Annotated in this window: 20 protein-coding genes and 1 pseudogene; 14 read left to right on the forward strand and 7 right to left on the reverse strand. The window is 54.4% G+C overall.

The annotated features are described in order from the left end of the window. Positions 1 to 254 precede the first annotated feature (254 nt). From BM299_RS14930 to hypF, 11 genes are all read left to right on the forward strand, one after another. Positions 255 to 3,311 carry a CoB--CoM heterodisulfide reductase iron-sulfur subunit A family protein gene (locus BM299_RS14930; RefSeq protein ID WP_092486104.1) on the forward strand — a complete coding sequence of 1,019 codons (3,057 nt, stop codon included), beginning with the start codon at positions 255 to 257 and terminating at the stop codon, positions 3,309 to 3,311. Between the two features lie 42 nt (positions 3,312 to 3,353). Beyond that, a complete protein-coding gene (locus BM299_RS14935) occupies positions 3,354 to 3,788 on the forward strand; it encodes a hydrogenase iron-sulfur subunit (protein WP_092486107.1) in 435 nt (144 codons plus the stop codon). Then, positions 3,781 to 4,737 carry an NADH-quinone oxidoreductase subunit B family protein gene (locus BM299_RS14940; RefSeq protein ID WP_092486110.1) on the forward strand — a complete coding sequence of 319 codons (957 nt, stop codon included), beginning with the start codon at positions 3,781 to 3,783 and terminating at the stop codon, positions 4,735 to 4,737. Before BM299_RS14935 ends, BM299_RS14940 begins: the two co-directional genes overlap by 8 nt. Continuing rightward, positions 4,737 to 6,194 (forward strand): Ni/Fe hydrogenase subunit alpha, encoded by a 1,458-nt coding sequence (locus BM299_RS14945; protein ID WP_092486113.1) that lies wholly within the window; start codon positions 4,737 to 4,739, stop codon positions 6,192 to 6,194. The genes BM299_RS14940 and BM299_RS14945 overlap by 1 nt, the downstream gene beginning before the upstream one ends. Positions 6,195 to 6,427: 233 nt before the next feature. Then, positions 6,428 to 6,916: a hydrogenase maturation protease gene (locus BM299_RS14950; protein WP_092486116.1), complete on the forward strand. Its 489-nt coding sequence runs from the start codon at positions 6,428 to 6,430 to the stop codon at positions 6,914 to 6,916. Next, positions 6,898 to 7,239, forward strand: coding sequence for a hydrogenase maturation nickel metallochaperone HypA (gene hypA / locus BM299_RS14955; protein ID WP_092486165.1), 342 nt, complete (start codon positions 6,898 to 6,900; stop codon positions 7,237 to 7,239). The genes BM299_RS14950 and hypA overlap by 19 nt, the downstream gene beginning before the upstream one ends. Before the next feature lie 55 nt (positions 7,240 to 7,294). After that, entirely contained in the window at positions 7,295 to 7,954 is a 660-nt protein-coding gene (gene hypB, locus BM299_RS14960) for a hydrogenase nickel incorporation protein HypB (RefSeq protein ID WP_092486119.1), read from the forward strand. A 19-nt stretch (positions 7,955 to 7,973) separates the two neighbouring features. Next, positions 7,974 to 8,213 carry a HypC/HybG/HupF family hydrogenase formation chaperone gene (locus tag BM299_RS14965; protein WP_092486122.1) on the forward strand — a complete coding sequence of 80 codons (240 nt, stop codon included), beginning with the start codon at positions 7,974 to 7,976 and terminating at the stop codon, positions 8,211 to 8,213. Beyond that, complete coding sequence (gene hypD / locus BM299_RS14970; RefSeq protein ID WP_245779807.1) at positions 8,194 to 9,297, forward strand: hydrogenase formation protein HypD; 1,104 nt, start codon at positions 8,194 to 8,196, stop codon at positions 9,295 to 9,297. The genes BM299_RS14965 and hypD overlap by 20 nt, the downstream gene beginning before the upstream one ends. Positions 9,298 to 9,355: 58 nt before the next feature. Continuing rightward, complete coding sequence (gene hypE / locus BM299_RS14975; RefSeq protein ID WP_092486128.1) at positions 9,356 to 10,372, forward strand: hydrogenase expression/formation protein HypE; 1,017 nt, start codon at positions 9,356 to 9,358, stop codon at positions 10,370 to 10,372. Positions 10,373 to 10,448: 76 nt separating this feature from the next. Next, on the forward strand, positions 10,449 to 12,743 hold the full coding sequence (gene hypF, locus BM299_RS14980) for a carbamoyltransferase HypF (protein ID WP_092486131.1): 2,295 nt from the start codon (positions 10,449 to 10,451) through the stop codon (positions 12,741 to 12,743). A 136-nt stretch (positions 12,744 to 12,879) separates the two neighbouring features. On the opposite strand, the gene BM299_RS14985 is transcribed toward hypF, so the two are convergent. Then, positions 12,880 to 13,755, reverse strand: a complete 876-nt coding sequence (locus tag BM299_RS14985) for a hypothetical protein (RefSeq protein ID WP_092486134.1) — start codon at positions 13,753 to 13,755, stop codon at positions 12,880 to 12,882. Positions 13,756 to 13,940: 185 nt separating this feature from the next. Here BM299_RS14985 and BM299_RS14990 point away from each other — a divergent pair, with 185 nt between their 5' ends. Both BM299_RS14990 and BM299_RS14995 read left to right on the forward strand, forming a co-directional pair. Beyond that, complete coding sequence (locus tag BM299_RS14990; protein WP_092486136.1) at positions 13,941 to 14,183, forward strand: hypothetical protein; 243 nt, start codon at positions 13,941 to 13,943, stop codon at positions 14,181 to 14,183. A 115-nt stretch (positions 14,184 to 14,298) separates the two neighbouring features. Continuing rightward, positions 14,299 to 15,096 carry an MBL fold metallo-hydrolase gene (locus tag BM299_RS14995; RefSeq protein ID WP_245779805.1) on the forward strand — a complete coding sequence of 266 codons (798 nt, stop codon included), beginning with the start codon at positions 14,299 to 14,301 and terminating at the stop codon, positions 15,094 to 15,096. A 121-nt stretch (positions 15,097 to 15,217) separates the two neighbouring features. On the opposite strand, the gene BM299_RS15000 is transcribed toward BM299_RS14995, so the two are convergent. Beyond that, positions 15,218 to 15,478 (reverse strand): TSUP family transporter, encoded by a 261-nt coding sequence (locus BM299_RS15000; protein ID WP_092486139.1) that lies wholly within the window; start codon positions 15,476 to 15,478, stop codon positions 15,218 to 15,220. 74 nt (positions 15,479 to 15,552) lie between these two features. After that, positions 15,553 to 15,690 (reverse strand): hypothetical protein, encoded by a 138-nt coding sequence (locus BM299_RS19475; RefSeq protein WP_165608359.1) that lies wholly within the window; start codon positions 15,688 to 15,690, stop codon positions 15,553 to 15,555. Positions 15,691 to 15,908: 218 nt separating this feature from the next. On the opposite strand from BM299_RS19475, the gene ltaE reads away from it, so the two are divergent. After that, positions 15,909 to 16,934 (forward strand): low-specificity L-threonine aldolase, encoded by a 1,026-nt coding sequence (ltaE, locus tag BM299_RS15005; protein ID WP_165608360.1) that lies wholly within the window; start codon positions 15,909 to 15,911, stop codon positions 16,932 to 16,934. 120 nt (positions 16,935 to 17,054) lie between these two features. Here the strand turns inward: ltaE and BM299_RS15010 are convergent, their stop codons facing one another. From BM299_RS15010 to BM299_RS15025, 4 genes and pseudogenes are all read right to left on the reverse strand, one after another. After that, positions 17,055 to 17,408, reverse strand: a complete 354-nt coding sequence (locus BM299_RS15010; protein WP_092486142.1) for a CGGC domain-containing protein — start codon at positions 17,406 to 17,408, stop codon at positions 17,055 to 17,057. A 144-nt stretch (positions 17,409 to 17,552) separates the two neighbouring features. Beyond that, complete coding sequence (locus BM299_RS15015; RefSeq protein WP_092486145.1) at positions 17,553 to 18,788, reverse strand: (Fe-S)-binding protein; 1,236 nt, start codon at positions 18,786 to 18,788, stop codon at positions 17,553 to 17,555. Positions 18,789 to 18,921: 133 nt separating this feature from the next. Beyond that, the gene (locus BM299_RS15020; RefSeq protein ID WP_092486148.1) at positions 18,922 to 19,329 is read right to left on the reverse strand and encodes a YqhR family membrane protein; all 408 of its coding nucleotides are present in this window, start codon (positions 19,327 to 19,329) and stop codon (positions 18,922 to 18,924) included. A 163-nt stretch (positions 19,330 to 19,492) separates the two neighbouring features. Continuing rightward, positions 19,493 to 20,176 (reverse strand): annotated as a pseudogene (locus tag BM299_RS15025) (acetyl-CoA decarbonylase/synthase complex subunit alpha/beta); the annotation flags it as partial.

A 20,176-nucleotide genomic window follows, 5' to 3' on the forward strand; every position in this document is an offset into this window, starting at 1 on the left:
TTTTGCCGTTAATCCTTGTTTTTTTCAATTTGAGGTCAAAATACTATTAACTAATAAGTTGTCATGATATAATTTACCATTAAATCCGGTCTATGTATGAATGTAGGCAGCAAGATTAATTTTTTTTGTCACTCGGTATAGGTATAAAATAAAAAAATTTAAAAGGGAGGTGTGGGGATAATTTGGAGAATTTTCAAAATATATAATTAACTGCAACTGTTCTTTTGGGCGGAGCTTAAAAAGGAGGTGCTGTTGTGGATCACCGGAAGGTTGGGGCGGTGATGGTTGTTGGCGGCGGTGTGGCCGGCATTCAAGCGGCGCTGGATTTGGCGGAATCCGGTTATTATGTGTACCTGGTGGAATATTCCCCTGCCATAGGCGGGGTGATGGCTCAACTGGACAAGACGTTTCCCACCAATGATTGTTCTATGTGTATACTTTCGCCAAAGCTGGTAGAGAGCGGGCGGCACGGAAACATTGAACTGATTACTAACGCCGGGGTTGAGGATTTGCAGGGGAAGGCCGGAAGTTATACGGTTAAACTGCGCATTAAGCCCCGGTACGTGGATGTGGAGAAATGTGTAGGCTGCGGGGTGTGTGCCGAAAAATGCCCGGTAAAAGTGCCGGACGAATTCAACCGGGGACTGAGCGAGCGCAAGGCCATCTACACCAAATACGCCCAGGCCGTGCCTTCGGCTTACGTAATTGACGCCGAACATTGTTTGTACCTGACCAGGGGTAAAGAAAAGGGTAAAGAGGTATGTAAATTATGCGTAAAGCACTGTAATAGTGAGGCCATAAATTTCGACCAGATGGAAGAGGTAAGGGAAATAAACGTTGGGTCCTTAATTCTGGCCTCGGGCCTGGAGCCTTTTAATCCAAAGGATTTTCAAAATTATCGCTACGGTGTATCACTCAATGTTTTAACCAGCCTGGAATTTGAACGGGTATTGAGTGCCTCGGGTCCCATGGCGGGACACTTGCAAAGGCCGTCGGACGGGCAACCGCCCCGCAAAATAGCCTGGATACAGTGCGTGGGGTCGCGGGATGTGGCCAAAAGCGGCAATGTCTATTGCTCTTCGGTATGCTGTACCTATGCCCTGAAGGAAGCCATTGTGGCTCTGGAACATGCCCGCGGCGAGTTGGAAACCACTATATTTTATATGGATATGCGCACTTTCGGCAAGGATTTTGAGCGTTACCTGGAACGGGCCAAGTATGAATTCGGCGTACGCCTGGTATGTTCCCGGATCTTCGAGTTAACCGAAGGCCAAAACGATAACCTGGTGATCAGGTATGCAACCCCGGACGGGGTGGTGCAAACCGAGGAATTCGACCTGGTTGTTTTATCGGTGGGTTTAAAGCCCGGGACCCACAATGCTGAACTGGCCGGAAAACTGGGCGTCAAACTGAATAAATACGGTTTTTGCCAGTATCCCAATTTCAACCCCGTGGTTACTTCCCGGGAAGGGATATACGCCTGCGGGACTTTCCAGGGGCCCATGAGCATACCCCGCTCCGTGGTCCAGGCCAGCGCCGCGGCCGGGAGCGCGGCGGCATTGCTTAACGAGGCCAGGAATACAATGGTTCAAAGACAGGAAAGGACACCCGAGCGGGATGTGGCCGGCAAGGAGCCCCGCATAGGGGTTTTTGTGTGCCGCTGCGGTATCAACATCGGTTCGGTGGTGGATGTTCCGGCGGTGGTTGATTATACCGGTAAACTGCCGGGGGTGGTGCATGCCGAGGAATGCCTTTTCGCCTGTTCACAGGATAACCAGCAAAATATCAAGGAACTGATTGACCGGAAAGATTTGAACCGCATAGTGGTGGCTTCATGCACGCCGCGCACCCACGAGCCCATGTTCCGGCAGACCCTGCGGGAGGCCGGCCTGAACCCCTATCTTTTTGAAATGGCCAATATTCGCGAACACTGCTCCTGGGTGCATGCCGCCGAGGGTGCGCTGGCCACCGAAAAGGCGAAGAGCCTGGTTAAAAGGGCGATTCTGCGGGTGGCGCTGCAGGAACCCCTGTACGAAATGGAACTGGGCGTCAATCGATCTGCACTGGTGGTGGGCGGCGGCGTGGCCGGTATGAATTGCGCTCTGAACCTGGCGCAGCAGGGTATCAAGGTGCACCTGCTGGAAAAGGATACCGAACTGGGCGGCCTCACCAGGCGCATACACTATACCATGGACCGGCGCAATGTCAGGGATTACTTGAAAACACTGATCAAAGAAGTCTACAGCGAACCGCTGATCCAGGTATACCGGGGGGCGCGCATTGCGGATGTCCGCGGCTACGTGGGTAATTATGTGACCACGGTTGCTTCCAAAATGGGGCTGTATGAAATAAATCACGGCGTGGCCGTTATCGCCATAGGCGGCCGGGAGTACAAGCCGGTGGAATATCTTTACGGGCAGGACCCCCGGGTGATGACCTGCCTGGAGCTGGAGGAGGCCATCGCCTCTGACCATGCGCCGGTAAAAGAGGCCCGCAACGTGGTGATGATTCAGTGCGTGGGCTCCCGCGAGCCCGAACGGCCATATTGCAGCAGGGTGTGTTGCTCGGAAAGCGTCAAGAACGCCATCAAGCTCAAGGAAATGAATCCCGCGCTGAACGTGTTCGTCATCTACAGGGATATGCGCACCTTTGGTTTCTTTGAAGGCCTGTATCTGAAGGCGCGTCAACTGGGGGTCGTGTTCATTAAATACACGCAGGATGAAAGGCCGGAAGTCAAGCGGGTTGCGGAAGGTGACAGAACATTGTTGCAGGTTACGGTAAAAGACCATATTCTGGGTCGCCCCCTGGTGATAAATGCGGATATTGTCGCCCTGGCAGCGGCCATTCTGGCTCCCGAAGACGGCGCCGATATCGCCAAGCTGTTTAAGGTGCCCCGCAACGACGAGGGGTTCTTCCTGGAGGCGCACGTCAAACTCCGCCCCGTGGACTTCACCACCGACGGCGTATTCATGTGCGGCTTGGCCCACGCTCCCAAGTTAATTGACGAAAGTATCGCCCAGGGCAAAGCGGCGGCGGCCAGGGCCATGACAGTGCTTTCCAGCCAAAGCCTGGTGGCCGGCGGGGTGGTATCGGCCATTGATCAGGAAAAATGTTCGGGGTGCCGGATATGCGTGGGGCTCTGTCCTTACGGGGCCATATCCTTTAATGAGCAGCTGCGGGCGGCCGAAATAAACCGGGTCCTCTGCAAGGGCTGCGGCGTCTGCGCGTCGGCCTGTCCCACCAGGGCATGTTCCACCGGCAATTTCAGTGATGAGATAATCCTGGCGGAAATTGAGGCGCTTTGTACTTGATCAATTGCGGGCGCTGCAATGAACATGAAAGGAGGCTCGGTGATGGAAAACTTTGAACCGACAATCATCGGTTTTTTATGTAACTGGTGCAGTTATGCCGGCGCCGACCTGGCCGGGGTAAGCAGGTTGCAGTACCCGCCCAATTTGCGGGTGGTGCGGGTGATGTGTTCCGGCCGGGTTGACCCGACCTTTGTTTTCAAAGCCTTCCGGGAAGGGGCGGACGGGGTGTTGATTGCCGGCTGTCACCCCGGCGACTGCCATTATACGGACGGCAATTACAATACCTTTAAGCGTTTTCCTTTGCTGCTCAAAGTGCTGGAACAATTCGGCGTGGAAAGGGAACGGGTGCGGCTGGAGTGGATATCCGCGGCCGAGGGTACGGTATTCGCCGGCGTGGTGAAAGAGTTTACCGAAACAATTCGCCGGCTGGGGCCGTACAGGAAAGAACTCCCGAAAGGGGGGGCGAAAATTGGTTAAACTGAAGTTGGCCGTTTACTGGGCGGCGTCCTGCGGCGGCTGTGACGTGGCGGTGCTGGATGTCCATGAAAAAATATTGGACATTGCCGCCGTCGCGGATATTGTATTATGGCCGGTGGCTACGGATCACAAATACAGCGATGTCGAAAAAATGGCGCCTGGAAGTATAGACGTTTGTCTGTTTAACGGCGCGGTGCGCAATTCCGAAAATGAGCATATGGCCCGCATGCTGCGGGAAAAATCCCGGGTACTGGTGGCCTTCGGCAGCTGCGCCGTTTCCGGCGGCATTCCCGCCCTGGCCAATTTTAAGGAACGGGAGGATATTTTAAACCGGGTTTACCAGGAAACTCCGTCCACCGTCAACCCGGAAGGGGTAAAGCCCGTTCCGGAAAGCGCAGTGCCCGAGGGCACATTGCACCTGCCGGAGTTCTTTGGTTTTGTGCACAGCCTGGACCAGGTGGTGGAAGTGGATTATTACATGCCGGGGTGCCCGCCCACAGCAGAGCGCATCTGGGAAGTGGTGCAGGCCATTGTCTCGGGCAACCTGCCCCCGCGCGGAGCCACCGTGGGAGCGCTGGAAAAGTCCCTGTGCGACCAGTGTCCCCGGGAAAAGCATGACAAAAAAATCAAGCGTTTTTACCGGACCCACGAAATAATCCCGGACCCTGACCGGTGCTTACTGGAACAGGGCCTGCTATGCCTGGGGCCGGTGACCAGAGGCGGGTGCGGCGCGCAGTGCATAAGCGCCAACATGCCCTGCCGCGGCTGTTACGGGCCGCTGCCCGGTGTAATTGAGCAGGGAGCCAAGTATATCAGCAGCATCGGTGCCATTATCGACGCGCGTACCCAGGAAGAAGTGGAAGAAATACTGGCGGGAATTGTTGACCCGGCCGGCACGTTTTACCGTTTCGGGATGGCAACTGCATTGTTAAAGGGGGCGAACAGGTAGTGAGCAGACGAATTACCATTGATCCTGTTACCAGGCTTGAAGGGCACGGCAAAATTGAAATATTCCTGGATGAGAACGGGGCTGTGGCCAACGTATATTTCCAGATTCCCGAGCTGCGGGGGTTCGAGAAGTTCTGCGAGGGGCGCCCGGTGGAGGAACTGCCCCGCATTGTCAGCCGAATCTGTGGCGTCTGACCCGCGGCGCACCATTTGGCCTCGGGTAAGGCCAACGATGCGGTTTTTAATGTCCGGATTCCCCCGGCAGCCAAAAAGCTGCGGGAGTTGTTTTACAGCGCGCACTTTGTGCACAGTCACATAGCCCACTTTTACGCCCTGGCCGCCCCCGATTTTGTTCTGGGGCCCGATGCCGACCCGGCGGAGCGCAACATTCTCGGCGTGGTGAGCAAAGTGGGATTGGATATCGGGGGCGAAGTAATCAAACACCGGGCCTACGCCCAGGAAATTCAGGCTTTGCTGGCGGGTAAGGCCACGCACCCGGTCTGGGTGGTCCCGGGCGGCGTGAGCAAGGGGCTGACGGAAGAAGAACGCCGCAAAGTGGAGGAAATGGCACAGTCCTGTGTTAAGTTTGCTGAATTTTCTTTGCAATTATTTGAGGATGTGGTGCTCAAAAACAAAGGGTATGTCGATCTCATCCTCAGTGAAGGCTACCGGTTGGTGACCAATTACATGGGACTGGTGGACGACAATAACAAAGTGAACTTCTACGACGGGAAGGTCAGAATTGTTGACCCGGACGGCGTGGAAATCGGCAAGTACAGCCCGCCGGAATACCTGAACTACGTAAGCGAGCACGTGGAGCCCTGGAGTTATCTTAAATTCCCCTACCTCAAACAAAACGGTTGGACGGGATTTTCGGAGGGCAAGGGTACCGGTATTTACCAGGCGGCTCCCCTGGCGAGGCTGAACGCCGCGGAGGGCATGGCTACGCCCCTGGCCCAGGAGGCCTATGAAAAAATGTACGATACGCTGGGTGGCAAGCCGGCGCACGCCATCCTGGCGGCCCATTGGGCCCGGCTGGTGGAACTGCTTTACGCGGCGGAGCGCTTATTGGAATTAAGCAAAGATCCCCAAATCACCGGCACAGATATCCGGGTCATCCCCACCGGGACTCCGGATGAAGGAGTGGGCATTATCGAGGCGCCGCGGGGCACCCTGACGCACCATTATAAAACTGACGCCAACGGGATGGTCACCGCTGTTAATTTGATTGTGGGCACCACCAACAACCACGCGCCCATTTACATGGCCGTCAAAAAGGCGGCCCGGGCGGTCATCAAGCCCGGCGTGGAAATCACCCACGGCCTTTTGAACATGGTGGAGATGGCGTTCAGGTCCTATGACCCGTGTTTCAGCTGCGCCACCCATGCCCTTTTCGGCGAAATGCCGCTGAAGGTGGTTGTCTACGGTGCAGATGGGTCTGTTTTGTCGGGGAGGTAATTTGCCTGGATGAGGTTGGTAGTTCCCGCTGCCACCCACCCTTGATTCGGGCCGGCCAGTGCCGTGTTGTTATTACCTGCAAGCTTAACCAGCAAAGGATGCTTGATTTCAGGCTCCTTTTACCCGTTCTGTTTGTGGCACTGGCTTTAGGCTCGATTCGGACCGCCAATCCGGAATTTTTGCCGGGTTAAAAATTAAAACATCACATAAAATTAGTTGAGGGTGGCAAATAAATGAAGGAGAGTAAGAAAATTTATGTTATCGGCCTGGGCAATGATTTGGCCGGAGATGACGGCGTCGGTACGGCGGTGGTCAGAAAATTGATGGCGGAAAAACGCCTGCCCGGCGGCGTGGAAATAATCGAAGCGGGCATACCCGGGCTTTCCCTGGTGGAAATGATGCTGGGCGCCGATAAAGTGGTGCTGGTGGACTCTTTCCTGGGGGGCACTGCGCCGGGCACGGTGCGGCGATTTGCGGAAAAGGAACTGCCACCCGTGGGGTATAACGCCGGGCAATCACACGGCATCGGCCTGCGGGAAGCACTGTCCTTTGCCCGCGGGGTGATGCCCGGCCGGTTTCCCGCCGAAGTTGTGGTGGTGGGAGTGGAAATTGAGCGTACCCGGCGCTGGGCGGCGGGGCTTTCTTCCGCTGTGCAGGCGGCGGTGGACCGTGCGGCGGACATGGTTGAGGCGGAGGTTTTATCATGCATGAGCTGTCGTTAATCCAGGAGCTTCTGGATATGGTAAAGCAAAGCGCGATTGAAAACGGCATAACCCGGGTGGACAGGGTCAGGTTGGTGGTGGGGGAAAGCTACGGTGCGCTGCCCGAGGCCCTGGCATTTGCTTTCGAGGTATTAGCGGAGGGCACCGTCTGTCACGGGGCGGCGCTGGATATCGTAGACAGTCCTTTGCTGTTCAAGTGCCGGGAGTGTGGTACGGAGTTCAAGCCGGGGGAATACTCCTACCGGTGTCCTGATTGTTCTGCTTCAAATGCGGAACCGGTGGGCGGCAGGGAGTTGTACGTGGACTACTATGAGGGTGATTAAAATGCATACCGGGCATCACAATGCAGTGCCCGCCGCCGGGAAGGGGTAGGATGACATGAAGGTAATCGTGGGTAAGGATTTGTTAACCGCCAACGCCAATCAGGCCGGGGAAAACCGCGCGCGGTTTAATGCCGGGCGGGTAGTCGCGGTCAACCTGATCAGTTCCCCGGGATCCGGCAAAACTACGCTGCTGGAAAAGACGGCGGCGTTGTTGGGCGCCGATTTGAAAATGGGGGTTATTGTGGGCGACTTGTATACTGCGCGCGATGCCGAACGGGTGGCGCAGGCCGGCTTGACTGCCGTGCAGATCAATACAGAGGGCCTGTGTCACCTTACCGCGAATATGGTGGCCCGGGCGCTGGCGGAGATGCCGCTGGCTGAACTGGATCTTTTATTCATAGAAAATGTAGGCAACCTGGTTTGCCCGGCGGCCTTTGACCTGGGTGAACATGCTAAGGTGGCGGTTTTGAGCGTGGCGGAAGGGATCGACAAGCCCGCCAAATACCCCGGCGTATTCAGGGAAGCCGGGGCGGCGGTGATCACCAAGGCCGATTTGCTGCCATACACTGATTTTGATCTGCCGGCCTGCTTGCATGACCTGAAAGAAATCAACGGCCGGCTGCCGGTTTTTGTTACGTCGGCCAAGTCCGGCCGGGGCCTGAAGGAATGGTGTGGCTGGTTGAAGGCGCTGGCGGGGGAAGTATACGGTTGTTGAATGGGAGGTGGCAGCAGGGATGTGCCTGGGAATACCGTGCCCGGTGGTGGAAGTGCCGGAAAAACAATGGGCTGTCATAGATGTCGGAGGGGTCAGGCGCAAGGTGGGTTTGCACCTGGTGGGGGAGGTTCGACCCGGCGATTACATTATGGTGCACGCCGGTTTTGCCGTGGAGAAACTGGACCTGGCTGAAGCTGAAGCCAGAATAAAAATATGGGAGGAGCTTTTGGCTTTTGAACGTGCTGAACAAACTTCATGACCCGGCACTGGGCCGGAAAATGGTGGGGCGGGTGCGGGAACTGGCGGCCCGCGCCGCCGAGCGGCTGGGGCGGCCCGTATTGTTGATGGAGGTTTGCGGTACGCACACCATGGCGGTTTCACGCACGGGGCTGCGTGGAGTGCTGGCGGGCTTACTGGAACTGCGCAGCGGTCCGGGGTGTCCGGTGTGCGTCACCGCCGCCCGGGATATTGAGTACATGATTGCCCTGGCGCGGATTCCGGGTGTGACTGTGGCCACCTTTGGCGATATGGTCAGGGTGCCCGGCGGGCAATCTTCCCTGGAAAGGGAGCGGGCCCGGGGCGCCGGGGTAAGTATTATTTATTCACCCGCCGACGCTGTGGAACTGGCCCGGCAAAACCCGGACCGGGAGGTGGTTTTCCTGGGGGTGGGGTTTGAAACCACGGCACCCCTGGCGGCGCTCAGTATTAGTCATGCGGCTGAATTGGGCCTCGGGAATTTCAGTGTGTATTCGGTACATAAATCAGTGCCTCCGGTGCTGCGCGCTTTACTTGAGCTGGGAGATGTCCGGGTGGACGGTTTTTTGTTGCCGGGGCATGTCAGTGCCGTTACAGGCAGCCGGGCGTTTGCTTTTATCGGCGAAGAATTCGGTATTCCGGCGGTGGTGGCGGGGTTTACCCCGGTGGATATTTTGGATGCTATACATATGTTGCTGGAACAGGTATTGGCCCAAAATGCACGCACTTATAACGCCTATCGCTGGGTGGTCAGGGATGAGGGGAACCCGGAAGCCCAACAGGTCATGGAAAAATATTTCTATCCCGGCGATGCCTACTGGCGGGGGTTCGGCTTGATTCCCGGCAGCGGGCTGTTTTTGAGTGATACATTCGCCCGGTTCGACGCCGGGCGCAAGTTTGCGCTGAAGGTCCCGGCGGTGGCCGACCCGGCCGGCTGCCGGTGCGGGGACTTGCTGCGGGGAATCATAACCCCGGCGGATTGCGCCATGTTCGGTCGCCGGTGCACTCCGGCCGGCCCCGTGGGTCCGTGCATGGTTTCTTCCGAGGGGGCCTGCGCCGCTTACTACCACTACGGCGCCACCTGTTGAAAATGGTGCCAGGCACCGTTTGTTGAAAGTTGGTTACTGTGTTTTGAGGTGATTTTTGATGAACAAGGATAAAGAAGAGATTATTTTGCTGGCCCACGGTGACGGGGGCCTTTTAACCCGGGAATTGGTAAATAATATTTTTTTGCGGCACTTTGACAATCCCTTGCTGCGCCCCCTTGCCGACGCCGCTGTACTGCCGGCGCAAACAGGTCGTATGGCATTTACCGCTGACGCTTTTGTGGTGGACCCTGTTTTTTTCCCGGGCGGGGATATCGGTAAGCTGGCGGTTTGCGGCACGGTTAACGATCTGGCGGTGAGCGGCGCCAGGCCGCGGCATATTACCGCTTCTTTTATCATTGAAGAAGGGTTTGCCCTGGCTGCCTTGGAAAAAATAGCGGCGTCCATGGCTGCGGCCTGCGCCGAGGCCGGAGTAACCGTGGTGGCCGGTGATACCAAGGTGGTGCCCCGGGGGCATGTGGATAAAATATTTATCAGCACGGCGGGTGTGGGTATGATTCCCGACAACCTTGGCCTGGGCTGCCACCGCCTGCGACCGGGGGATGCGGTGCTGGTCAACGGCAGCCTGGGCAATCACGGGTTGACCATATTATCCGCCCGGGAGAACCTGGGGCTGGAAGGGGGCCTGCAAAGCGACTGTGCCCCCCTAAATGGTATTATAAGGCAGTTGCTGGATAAATGTTCCGGCATAAAGATAATGCGCGATTTGACCAGGGGCGGGCTGGCCACCGCTGCAAAGGAAATAGCCGAAGCCGGCGGGATTGATATATACTTGCAAGAAGCGCTGCTGCCGGTGGATGCGGCGGCGCGTGGAGGGGCGGAAATGCTGGGCCTGGACCCGCTTTACCTGGCCAACGAAGGAAAATTTTTGGCTATAGTTGACCCCACAGAAGCTGCCCTGGTAGTGGAAATTTTGCAGCGGCATCCTTTTGGCCGTGATGCCCGGGTAATCGGAGAAGTGCGTGCGGGCAAGGGGAACGTATACATGGAAACTGCCCTGGGCGGCACCAGGATTATTGATTATCTGGCAGGTAACCCGTTACCCCGGATTTGTTAGGCTGTATAGTATCCGCATATAGCGAAAAGGCAGTTATTACAGTTAGTACGGGTCTGACCCGAGGGAGGTGTTTGAGGTGGGTGAAACGGTGAGCAAACGGATCGTAATAACGGGCACTGTCCAGGGAGTTGGTTTCAGGCCGCATGTATACAAGCTGGCCCGGTCCATGGGGCTGGCCGGGACGGTGCGTAACTCGGGGCGCGGGGTGCTGGTAGAGGTGGAAGGGCCCGGGGAAATTGTCAGGCGCTTTATTGCGGCGGTGCAAGAGAACCTGCCCTGCTTGGCTGCTATAAATGCATGTGAAGTTTATGTCCAGCCGCTGCGGGGTTACCGTGACTTTACCATCGTACCCACCCGGGGCGAAACCACGGGGGAATCGGTGGTGCCCCCGGACACAGCCGCCTGCCCGGATTGCCGCCGGGAAATTATGGACCCCGCGGACCGGCATTACTGGTATCCCTTTACCAACTGCACTTGCTGCGGGCCCCGGTTTACCATTATCCAAAGCCTGCCCTACGACCGTGCCCGCACTGCCATGGCCGGTTTCGCCATGTGTGAGCGCTGCTCAGCTGAATATAAAGACCCCGTCGATCGCCGTTTTCACGCCCAACCCGTGGCCTGCCCCGAATGCGGCCCCCGGGTGTCCCTGGTGGACCGGTGCGGCAAGGCCGTGCCGGGGGACTGGGTTGCACAGGCCCGGCGGTTGCTGGCCGGGGGGAAGATTATAGCCGTCAAAGGGCTGGGCGGCTTTCACCTGGCCTGCAACGGGGAAGATCCGGTTGCTGTCATGAATTTACGCCGCCGTAAGGGGCGTCCGGCCCGGCCGCTGGCGGTAATGTGCCGGGACATCGCAATGGTGCGGCGGCATTGCCGGGTTTCGCCCGCGGAAGAGGCGCTGCTGCGCTCTTCCGCGGCCCCCATAGTGGTTCTGGAACGTAAGCCGTCTTCCACTCTGCCGCGGGAACTGGCCCCGGGCATAAACAGCATCGGGGTGATGCTGCCGTACACCCCCCTGCATATTTTGCTGCAGGAAAAGGGCCCCGGGGTGCTGGTGATGACCAGCGGGAACCGCAGCGGGTTGCCGCTGGCCAGGGATAACCGGGAAGCGCTGCAACAGCTGGGGGAGGTGGCGGATTATTTCCTGCTGCATAACCGGGATATTTTGCACCGGTGCGATGATTCGGTGGTCCGGGCAGCCGGCGGTGGCACCCAGTTTATACGGCGGTCCCGGGGTTACGTGCCGCAATCCATTGCGTTGCCGGGCGTTAACGGGGCTGCGGGTGAAATGGTTTGCTTCGGAGCCGGCGGGGATATGAAAAACACCTTTTGTCTTGTAAAAGCCGGCCGGGCTTATCTGAGCCAGCACGTGGGGGAAGTTGACACCCTGGAAGGGGCCGATAACTACAGGGAGTGCGTGGAAAATTTCCGCCGCCTGTTGCGTATGGAACCCGTGGTGGTGGGTTATGACCTGCACCCGGGGTACCACAGCGCCAAACTGGCGCGTTCCCTGATCGCCGGGCGGCATGTCGGGGTGCAGCACCACCATGCGCATATGGCCGCTTGCATGGCCGAGAACGGGCTGGAAGAGCGGGTTATCGGTGCCGTTTTGGATGGCACGGGGTATGGATCGGACGGCAATATTTGGGGTTTTGAGATTTTACTGGGAGATTACCTGGGGTTTACCAGGGAATGGCACCTGGAATACGTGCCTTTGCCCGGCGGGGAGCGGGCCGTGCGCAACCCGTGGGTTACTGCAGTCGCCTACCTGGTCAAAGCCTTGGGTGAAGAAGGCCTGGCGATAGCGAAAAAGATATTTCCGGATAAACAAAAGGAAATTTCGATCATCCAAAAAATAATGCAAAAAGGGATTAATGCGCCCCCGGCCTCGAGCTGCGGGAGGTTTTTTGATGCCGTGGCGGCCTTGCTGGGCGTATGCCTGGTTAATACATACGACGGGCAGGCGGCCATTGAACTGGGCGAAATGGCACCGGCGCGTTTTCGGGGGACCCTTGAGCCGTATCCCTTTAATCTGCGGAATGGTGTTATTGAGGTTGGTTTGGTAATCAAGGCCATAGTAAGCGATCTTGACAATAAAATTAATGCGGAAAAAATAGCCGGGCGTTTTCACGATACCGTGGCCGCAATGGTGGTTAAAGCGGTGGATGAGGCCGGTGCCGGGAGCGGGCTGGATCAAGTGGTTTTGAGCGGTGGTTGCTGGTATAACCGGTACATGTTGGAGGCTGTAAGCAATATACTTGTTGAAAAAGGATTTCGGGTTTACCGCCACAGGCAAATTCCCACCGGCGACGGCGGTATTTGCCTGGGGCAGGCCATGGTGGCTGGCAGACAGTATTGCCTGCAACCGGGGTAATCCTCTATACCACGAGTGTTTTGGGCCGGTAAAGACCCGAAATATCCGCTCAAACAAAACCGTCCCGCAGCCGGGCGGTGTGGAACAGCACCGGTTTTGTGCCGGGGTTCAGCATGTTATTTATAGCGCTGCTGCATTAGTAGGTATCAATCAAAGGCTTAACATTAAATGTTGCCAGAAAGTGTTGCAGCTCTTTGATTACTTCCATCAATTCCACGGCCCGGGCTTCGGAATCATAAATGGCCCTGCCGAAAGCATAAGCCCCTTCCCGCAGGGGGGTGTGTTTTTTGCGGGGCAGGTGGCTTTTATCAAACCATTTTTGGGCAGTGTGGTAAGGGGTGTGAAAACAAAACCGGTAATCTTCGCAGCTTACAATAAATTCATACAGGCTGTAGTATTTATATTCTCTGGTGCATTTGGGGCAGCCGCCGGTTCTGTCCAGGTATTCCAGGTAGCTTAAACGCTGTTTTTGCGCCCGGGATTTGCAATCCGGGCACAGGTTTATCTTGTTATGCCCTTCGATAAAGCTTACTTGTAACAAGTCATCATTGCCGTAATAGTTCTGCACCAAAGTATGCAGCACCAGTTCCTTGAGGTCGTAAAGGTAGGTGCTGCCCGCCTTGGCGTAGTGGTTCAGGTGAAAAAGGTAGTAAGCAGCTTTAAGCATTTTTTCCTGGTCTTCCGGCAAAAGTGCCAGGTTATTAAAAAATTGTTCCTTGCGTTTCACTTTATCCTGATAAGATTTTTGCCTGTACATCCTGGCCCGGGCCAGCCTGCTGGCGCCGTGGCAGTAATTGTCGTACCGCTCCCAGGCTTGCTTGATCCGGGGCAGTGACGGAGCCAACGCCTGTACCTGTTCTTTGTGAAACAGGTGCATCACCCCGTTTTTAAAGTTAACTTTTTGTTTTACCTCCAGGTAACCTTCCCTGGTAAGCCGGTTTACGCCATTCGGTGTTATGCCCAGAGTTTCACAAATCTGGGCCGGATTCAAGAGTTCGGGTGATTTGTTCATGCAATCTCCCCCTTGATGCCGTGTTAACTTTAATTTATCATATTTAAACGCCGGAAAGTACATGAAAGTATTGATCGAAAACGACAATTTAAAATATACTTTATTTTAAAGGACACAACAAAACTGTTGTTGAATAGTGTATACTGGCAGTATTTATATCAAACTTTTATAAGGATGGTGTGTCTATGACATTTAAAATAGGTGAGCCGTATTTTGTGGATGATCTGGTGGTATATTTCATCAACGAAAATGAAGCGCTGGTCACCGATTATGACTGCCGCTGGGAATTAAGGGCCAGTGAACATACCTGTGAGTGCTGCACATTCAGGTTCCGGTCGCGGGTCAATCCAAATTTTATTTGCCGGCATATTGACGCAGTCCGGCGTATGAAGGGGACGGAGCATAGCAATGAAGTAAAAGGGGCTTAAACAGCCTCTTTTTTTAGGCCTTTGATTCTGTGAGTTTATGGAAACAGGTAAAGGTTTTTGGGGGTAATTGCACGAATTAAATAAATGTTCTATTATTTTCTGGCAGGTGTTATTATTGCGAGGTTTACGAGTAGAAAAGTATAACGGTGTGGTTTGCGCCGGCTGCACAGTTAAATTACTCGGCTCCCGTTTGGATACCTTTATATTTATAGACGACGGGCTGCTGATTGACACAGGTCCCAGCAGGTTTGCCCGGGAATATATACAGTTTTTCCGGTCCCAGTCGATAAAACTGGCGGTGTTGACTCATTTTCACGAGGACCACAGCGGCAATGCCCCCTGGCTGGCCCTGCAGGGTATTCCGGTCTATATACACCCTTCTTCCGTGCCGGTTTGCCGGAGAAGAGCCGAGCTGCCGCTATACCGTCGTTTTTTCTGGGGCGGGCGGGATAGATTTTCGCCCCGGCCGCTGAATGGCGACCTGGAAACGGAAAACAAAAATTTGTCGGTTATAGAGGCTCCCGGTCATTCTTTCGACCATATCGCGCTGTATGACCGGGAAAAAGGGGCGGTTTTTACCGGGGATTTATTTGTTACCCCCAAAACCAAAATAACCATGCGGCCGGAGAATGTCCCGCAAATTATGGGTTCTTTACGTCTCCTTTTGCGCTATGATTTCCAAACCGTATACTGCGGGCATGCGGGGGTGGTGAAAAACGGTAAAGAAATGCTGGCCCGGAAACTGGCGCACCTGGAAAATATGTCGGGCGAGGTGTTGGAACTGCACCGCAGGGGGTGGAGTATTTCGGCCATCAACAAAAAGATTTTTCCCAAAACGGCGCCCCTTACTTACATATCCGGCGGGGAGTGGGCTTCGCAGCATATCATTAGGTCAATAATCGAGGATAGGTAAATATTAAGACAAAACGGGGGTATTACCCCCGATATCATTTTAAAGACGAAAATTATTAGCCTTTTCAATTAGTAGTTTATGTAATGTTTTTTATTAAAAAAGATAATCTTTGTCCTTGATTTTAAAAAGGAGTAAATCCCAGCAATTTGGCGGCCATAACCAGCACGGTGATTACTAAAATCACCCTGATCCATTTGTCGCCCCGGGCAACGGCAAAATTGCTGCCCAGATAAGCCCCGATACCGTTGCCCACGGCCAGGGTGAGGCCCGGCACCCAGTGCACTTTACCGCTGACTATAAATACAATGAGTGATGATAGCATATAAACGGCCACGACCCCGGTGACCATAATCAATATAACGTGTAATTCGGAAATGGTCATTGCAGTCCTCGCTGAGATATATTTTATTCCAACCCAAGAAAATAAGACCGTCCTGGCGGTCTTATCAACATGCCTTATACAAATATGGAAATGGCGCCGATAATGAAGCCGCTGAAAATCAGCAGCGGGATAATATTTTTATAATTCCACTCGGAATAATCCATTTTAAAGTCTTCCTGGATATGCTCTGCATGGACTGCATGCGGATCCATAGTTTCCCCTCCCCCGGGTAATATTTTTATTATATATATTTTACACTTAAAGCGTTATCCCTTTCAATTTTTTGCAGAAATTTATTTGTTTATTTAGCTAAATATTTGCCTGAAAATAAAGTCATTGGCTTTTTTACCCGGCCCGGGGAGGGATAAATAGTTGTTTTATATAATTTTATAAATAAAACTAAAAGTAAACGCAGCTTTGGAGGATAAACATGAAAATAGTGGATTTGCGCAGTGATACGGTGACCAGGCCGACCCAGGAAATGCGCGAGGCCATGTACCGGGCCGAGGTGGGGGATGATGTGCTGGGGGAAGACCCCACGGTAAGGCGTCTGGAGGAAACAGCCGCGGATATGGTCGGTAAGGAGGCGGCCCTTTTCGTGACCTCGGGTACCATGGGCAACCAGGTGGCCATTTTGACACACACCGCCAGGGGTAATGAGGTAATAGTGGACGACGAATCGCATATTTTTTACTACGAAGTGGGAGCGGCGGCCATGCTGTCGTCGGTGCAATTGCGCCCGATGGCGGGGCTGCATGGCCGGGATGCCCTGGCGCTGGCCGGCGCCGCCATTCGTGACGAAAATATTCATTACCCCAAAACCACCCTTTTATGCCTGGAAAACACCCATAACCGCCGGAGCGGCACGGTGATGCGCCCGGAAACAATGGGGGAATTGTACCGCCTGGCCAAAGGGCGGGGGGTGGCGGTGCATGTGGACGGAGCCCGCATATTTAACGCCGCCGCGGCCCTGGGTTCCGATGTGCGTGCCTTTACGCAATATTGTGATTCCATTATGTTCTGCCTTTCCAAGGGACTGGGGGCACCGGTGGGCTCCATGCTGGCCGGCAACCGGGAGTTTATTGAAAGGGCCCGCAAGTACCGCAAAGCCCTGGGAGGCGGCATGCGCCAAGCCGGCATCCTGGCCGCCGCCGGGCTGGTTGCCCTGCAATCAGTGGACAGGCTGGCCGAGGATCACGGGCACGCCCGCCTACTTGCGGAGTGCCTGGCCGAAGTGTCCGGCATCAAAGTGGACCTAAACAGGGTGCAAACCAACATTGTGGTGGCCGATGTGACGGGGACCGGTATGACTGCCGGGGACTACGTCGCCGCCCTCAAACACCGGGGCGTGCTGGCCGGCACCTTCGGCCCGAACCTGGTGCGGTTTGTCACCCACCGCGACGTTTCCCGGCAGGATATTGATTACGCAATCGGTGTGGTGCAAAATTTAAATTAAAAACAAAGAACCCCAAAGGGGACTGGCTCCGTATAAGGCAAAAAAGGGGACAGGCACTTTTTTCAAACAGCGAAAAAAGAGCCAGTCCCCTTTTTGCCAGTCCCCTTTGGGGTTTTTAAATTAATAATTATGCGTACCGATGACCACGGGGACGCCGTACTTGCTGGAGAGCATCTCCTTAATCTTGTCAAATTCAATGGGGCATGCGGCTGTTTTGTTGGCCTTGACCATACAGGTACCCAGGTGAATAGCATCGACGTCGCGTTCCAGGTAGTCGGCCATTTCCATAACCAGGCCGACCTTGGGCATTACCAGGCCCGGGCAGTCGCCGCAAGAGCTCATAGCCACAATTTTAACCTCGTCGTAGTTGGCAAATTCGCCCTCTTTTAGGTCGGCGGCCTTGAAACATTTCAGGCAGGCCATGCAATGAATGTCCCTGATTTTGGCACAGGTAACGATCATAATGTTAGCCATGATATCACTCTCCCGTTTTTAACATTTTAACATTTTTAAAACCTTCTATAAGACATGGTTAAAATCCTGTAGGAAAATAAATTTTTGTATTGATAATCATGGGTTTCAATGCTGAAATGCCTTATGCCTTAAAAAGGGAGATGATCATGGCTTTTCATCCATGATTAAAGCGTGACTGATAAGGTGGTGCAGGTGGATCACCCGGCATCCTTCCAGTTCGTAATACTTAATGATATCAGTCAACTGGTCAAAACAGTTATGACAGGGACAGGCAACCAGTTTGCATCCGGTTTCCTTGATCTGATCCGCTTTCAGCTTGCCTTTGGCCATCCGGTAGGGGTATATCTCTTTACCCATGGCCAAAAGTCCCCCACCGCCGCCGCAGCAGTAATTAGAAACGCCGTGAGGGTGCATTTCCCGAAAGTCAGATACAGTTCTTTTCAATACATAGCGTATGGCATCGCCCAGACCCTGTTTGCGGACGGTATTGCACGGGTCGTGCAGGGTGATTGGTTCGGTGTTAACAGAGGGGTCCACTTTTAGTAAACCGGCTTCAAACCACTCAACGTATTTTTCGATAATACTTTTAACGGGGTATGTATTATCTTTTTCGAGCCAAACTTTGGGGCCCCATTTGTTGGCGTGGGTGGCATGGCCGCATTCGGTAACCACCAGTTCCTTGACTTTTAACCGTTTTACTTCGTCGGCGTATCTTTGGGTGAGGATGCGAGCTTCTTCATCGTTACCGTTGAACAATGCATAATGCGTGGCATCCCACCATTTGCTGCTGCAAGTCCAGTTGGCACCCACATACCACATAATTTTGGCAATACTCTGGACATCGTTGGGGTAATATTTGATTTCCCGGGGGTCCCACAGAAACAGAAAGTCTGCGCCTTCTTTGTCAATGGGGATTTTGGCGTTGGGGTCGCCCACTTCTTCCTGCAGCTCTTCCTCCATCCACTCCAGGGTATCCAGGTAATCTTCGGTGGAAACTTCCATCTGGTTACCGGTTTTAATTTGCGCATCTACAACGTCCTGTAAAAATCCCGGCGCTTTCAGACCAAAATTGCCCCGGACGGTGCGCACCAAAGTTAACACTTCCACTCCCATGGGGCATTCCATGGTGCAGCGCCCGCACTGGGTGCAGGCCCAGATAAAGTCAGAGTTTAAAACTTCCTCCCGCATACCTAAAGTCAGCATGCGGATAAATTTTCTGGGGTCGGCATTTTCGTGAACCCCGTTATAAGGGCATCCCGCGCTGCACATACCGCAGGCCAGGCAATTGTAAAAATCCTCTCGATTGCTGGTGGTGCAAGCTTTGGATACTACTTCGTTAAAAAAGTTGGAATCCAGCTTGTCTGCTGAAATTACACTCACTTTTTCTCCCCCTCGTTAAAAGATTAGTTAACAATAGTTTAAAACCATATTGAAACAATGTCAATTAACATAACTGGATTTTTTTTCTGACTTTTCAGTACAGTACTTGTTTAAACCCGGTAACCATCGGCCGTTACCGGGTTTCTTCCGCACGGCTGTCTTTAACTGCTTGTTCACACGCGTAGCCGGCAACAATACCGTAAACCAGAAACGCAGCCAGGGTGGTCAGGGTAGCATTAGCACCCACCTTTAAAGGGGATGTTATTAGATTTAAAGCCGGCGCTATCATCAAGGCCACAATAACCCATAGAAACAACCCGTAAATTATCCCGTAGCTTATACCAGGTATTCTGGCCCGGCCATTGAAAAAGTTGAACAACAGGTAGCCGGCCACCTGCCCGAATACTAAGTGTACGAGCAGCCTGGAAAGTGTAAAGCCCGGGTTGAATACGGTCAACCCGTAACGCAGGGCCACCCACACAGTGGCAGCTTGCAGTGTTGAAGCGGCGACAAACCAGAGTGAAGTGGTCAGGTAATTCATAATATCACCTCAATCGTAGTTTCCCCGCTGCCGCCGGCTTTTATTACACTGCGAATGGAACCGTCCCTGAAAAAAAGCCCTGATCGTAGAGGGGAGTAATCGATCAGGGGAGGCTAAAGTATGCCAAGATTAAAATCTATATAAACCTGAAATTACTATAGTATTACATCAACGGATCCATGGTCAGCGCCGGGTGTCCCTTCTCCTCGAGGAAGGACATGATTTCCTCGCCGCTGGTGCCCACGGTTTCGTCGGCGATCTTATCTACAAACTCCTTGCCCAGGCCGGCATTCTCGGCCGCCTCCTCCAGGGCGGGGCGCAGCTCTTCCTTCAGGGCCTTGGGCATCCAAACCAGCCGGCCCAATCCGCCGTCGGCGGGCACAAATTTGGGCGAAGCCAAGTAGGATTTACCGATGCCCATGAAGCCGGGCATCTGGGCACCGCCGCCGATGGTGCCGGCCAGCGTGCTGAAAGTCATCCCGGACGGGGTCATGCCGCCGTGTTCGCGGTTGACCACCATGAAGCCGTTGCACTCGGGCACCATGGCCAGGATGCACTCGAAGCAGCCGCAGGAGGTCATCGGGTATTCCATGATGGTGTAGAAGTTGACGGCCTCGATGTTGCGCTGCGAGTTGTTGAAACAGAACTCGTTGAAGGACTGCCACTGGCCCTTGACTTCGTCGATGACGCCTTCCTTCGGGATGGGCTGGTTGGCGCCGTGCGGGTTGATTTCGTAGGCCGCTTTGGCGTCGAGCCAGCTCACTGCGCCGCACAGGCCGACCCGCTCGGGGGCGATCACGCACACGTGGGTGGGCGCAAAGCTCTGGCACAGGGTGCAGGAGTAGAA

The organism is Desulfoscipio geothermicus DSM 3669 (assembly GCF_900115975.1).
Taxonomy (GTDB): Bacteria; Bacillota; Desulfotomaculia; order Desulfotomaculales; family Desulfallaceae; genus Desulfoscipio; species Desulfoscipio geothermicus.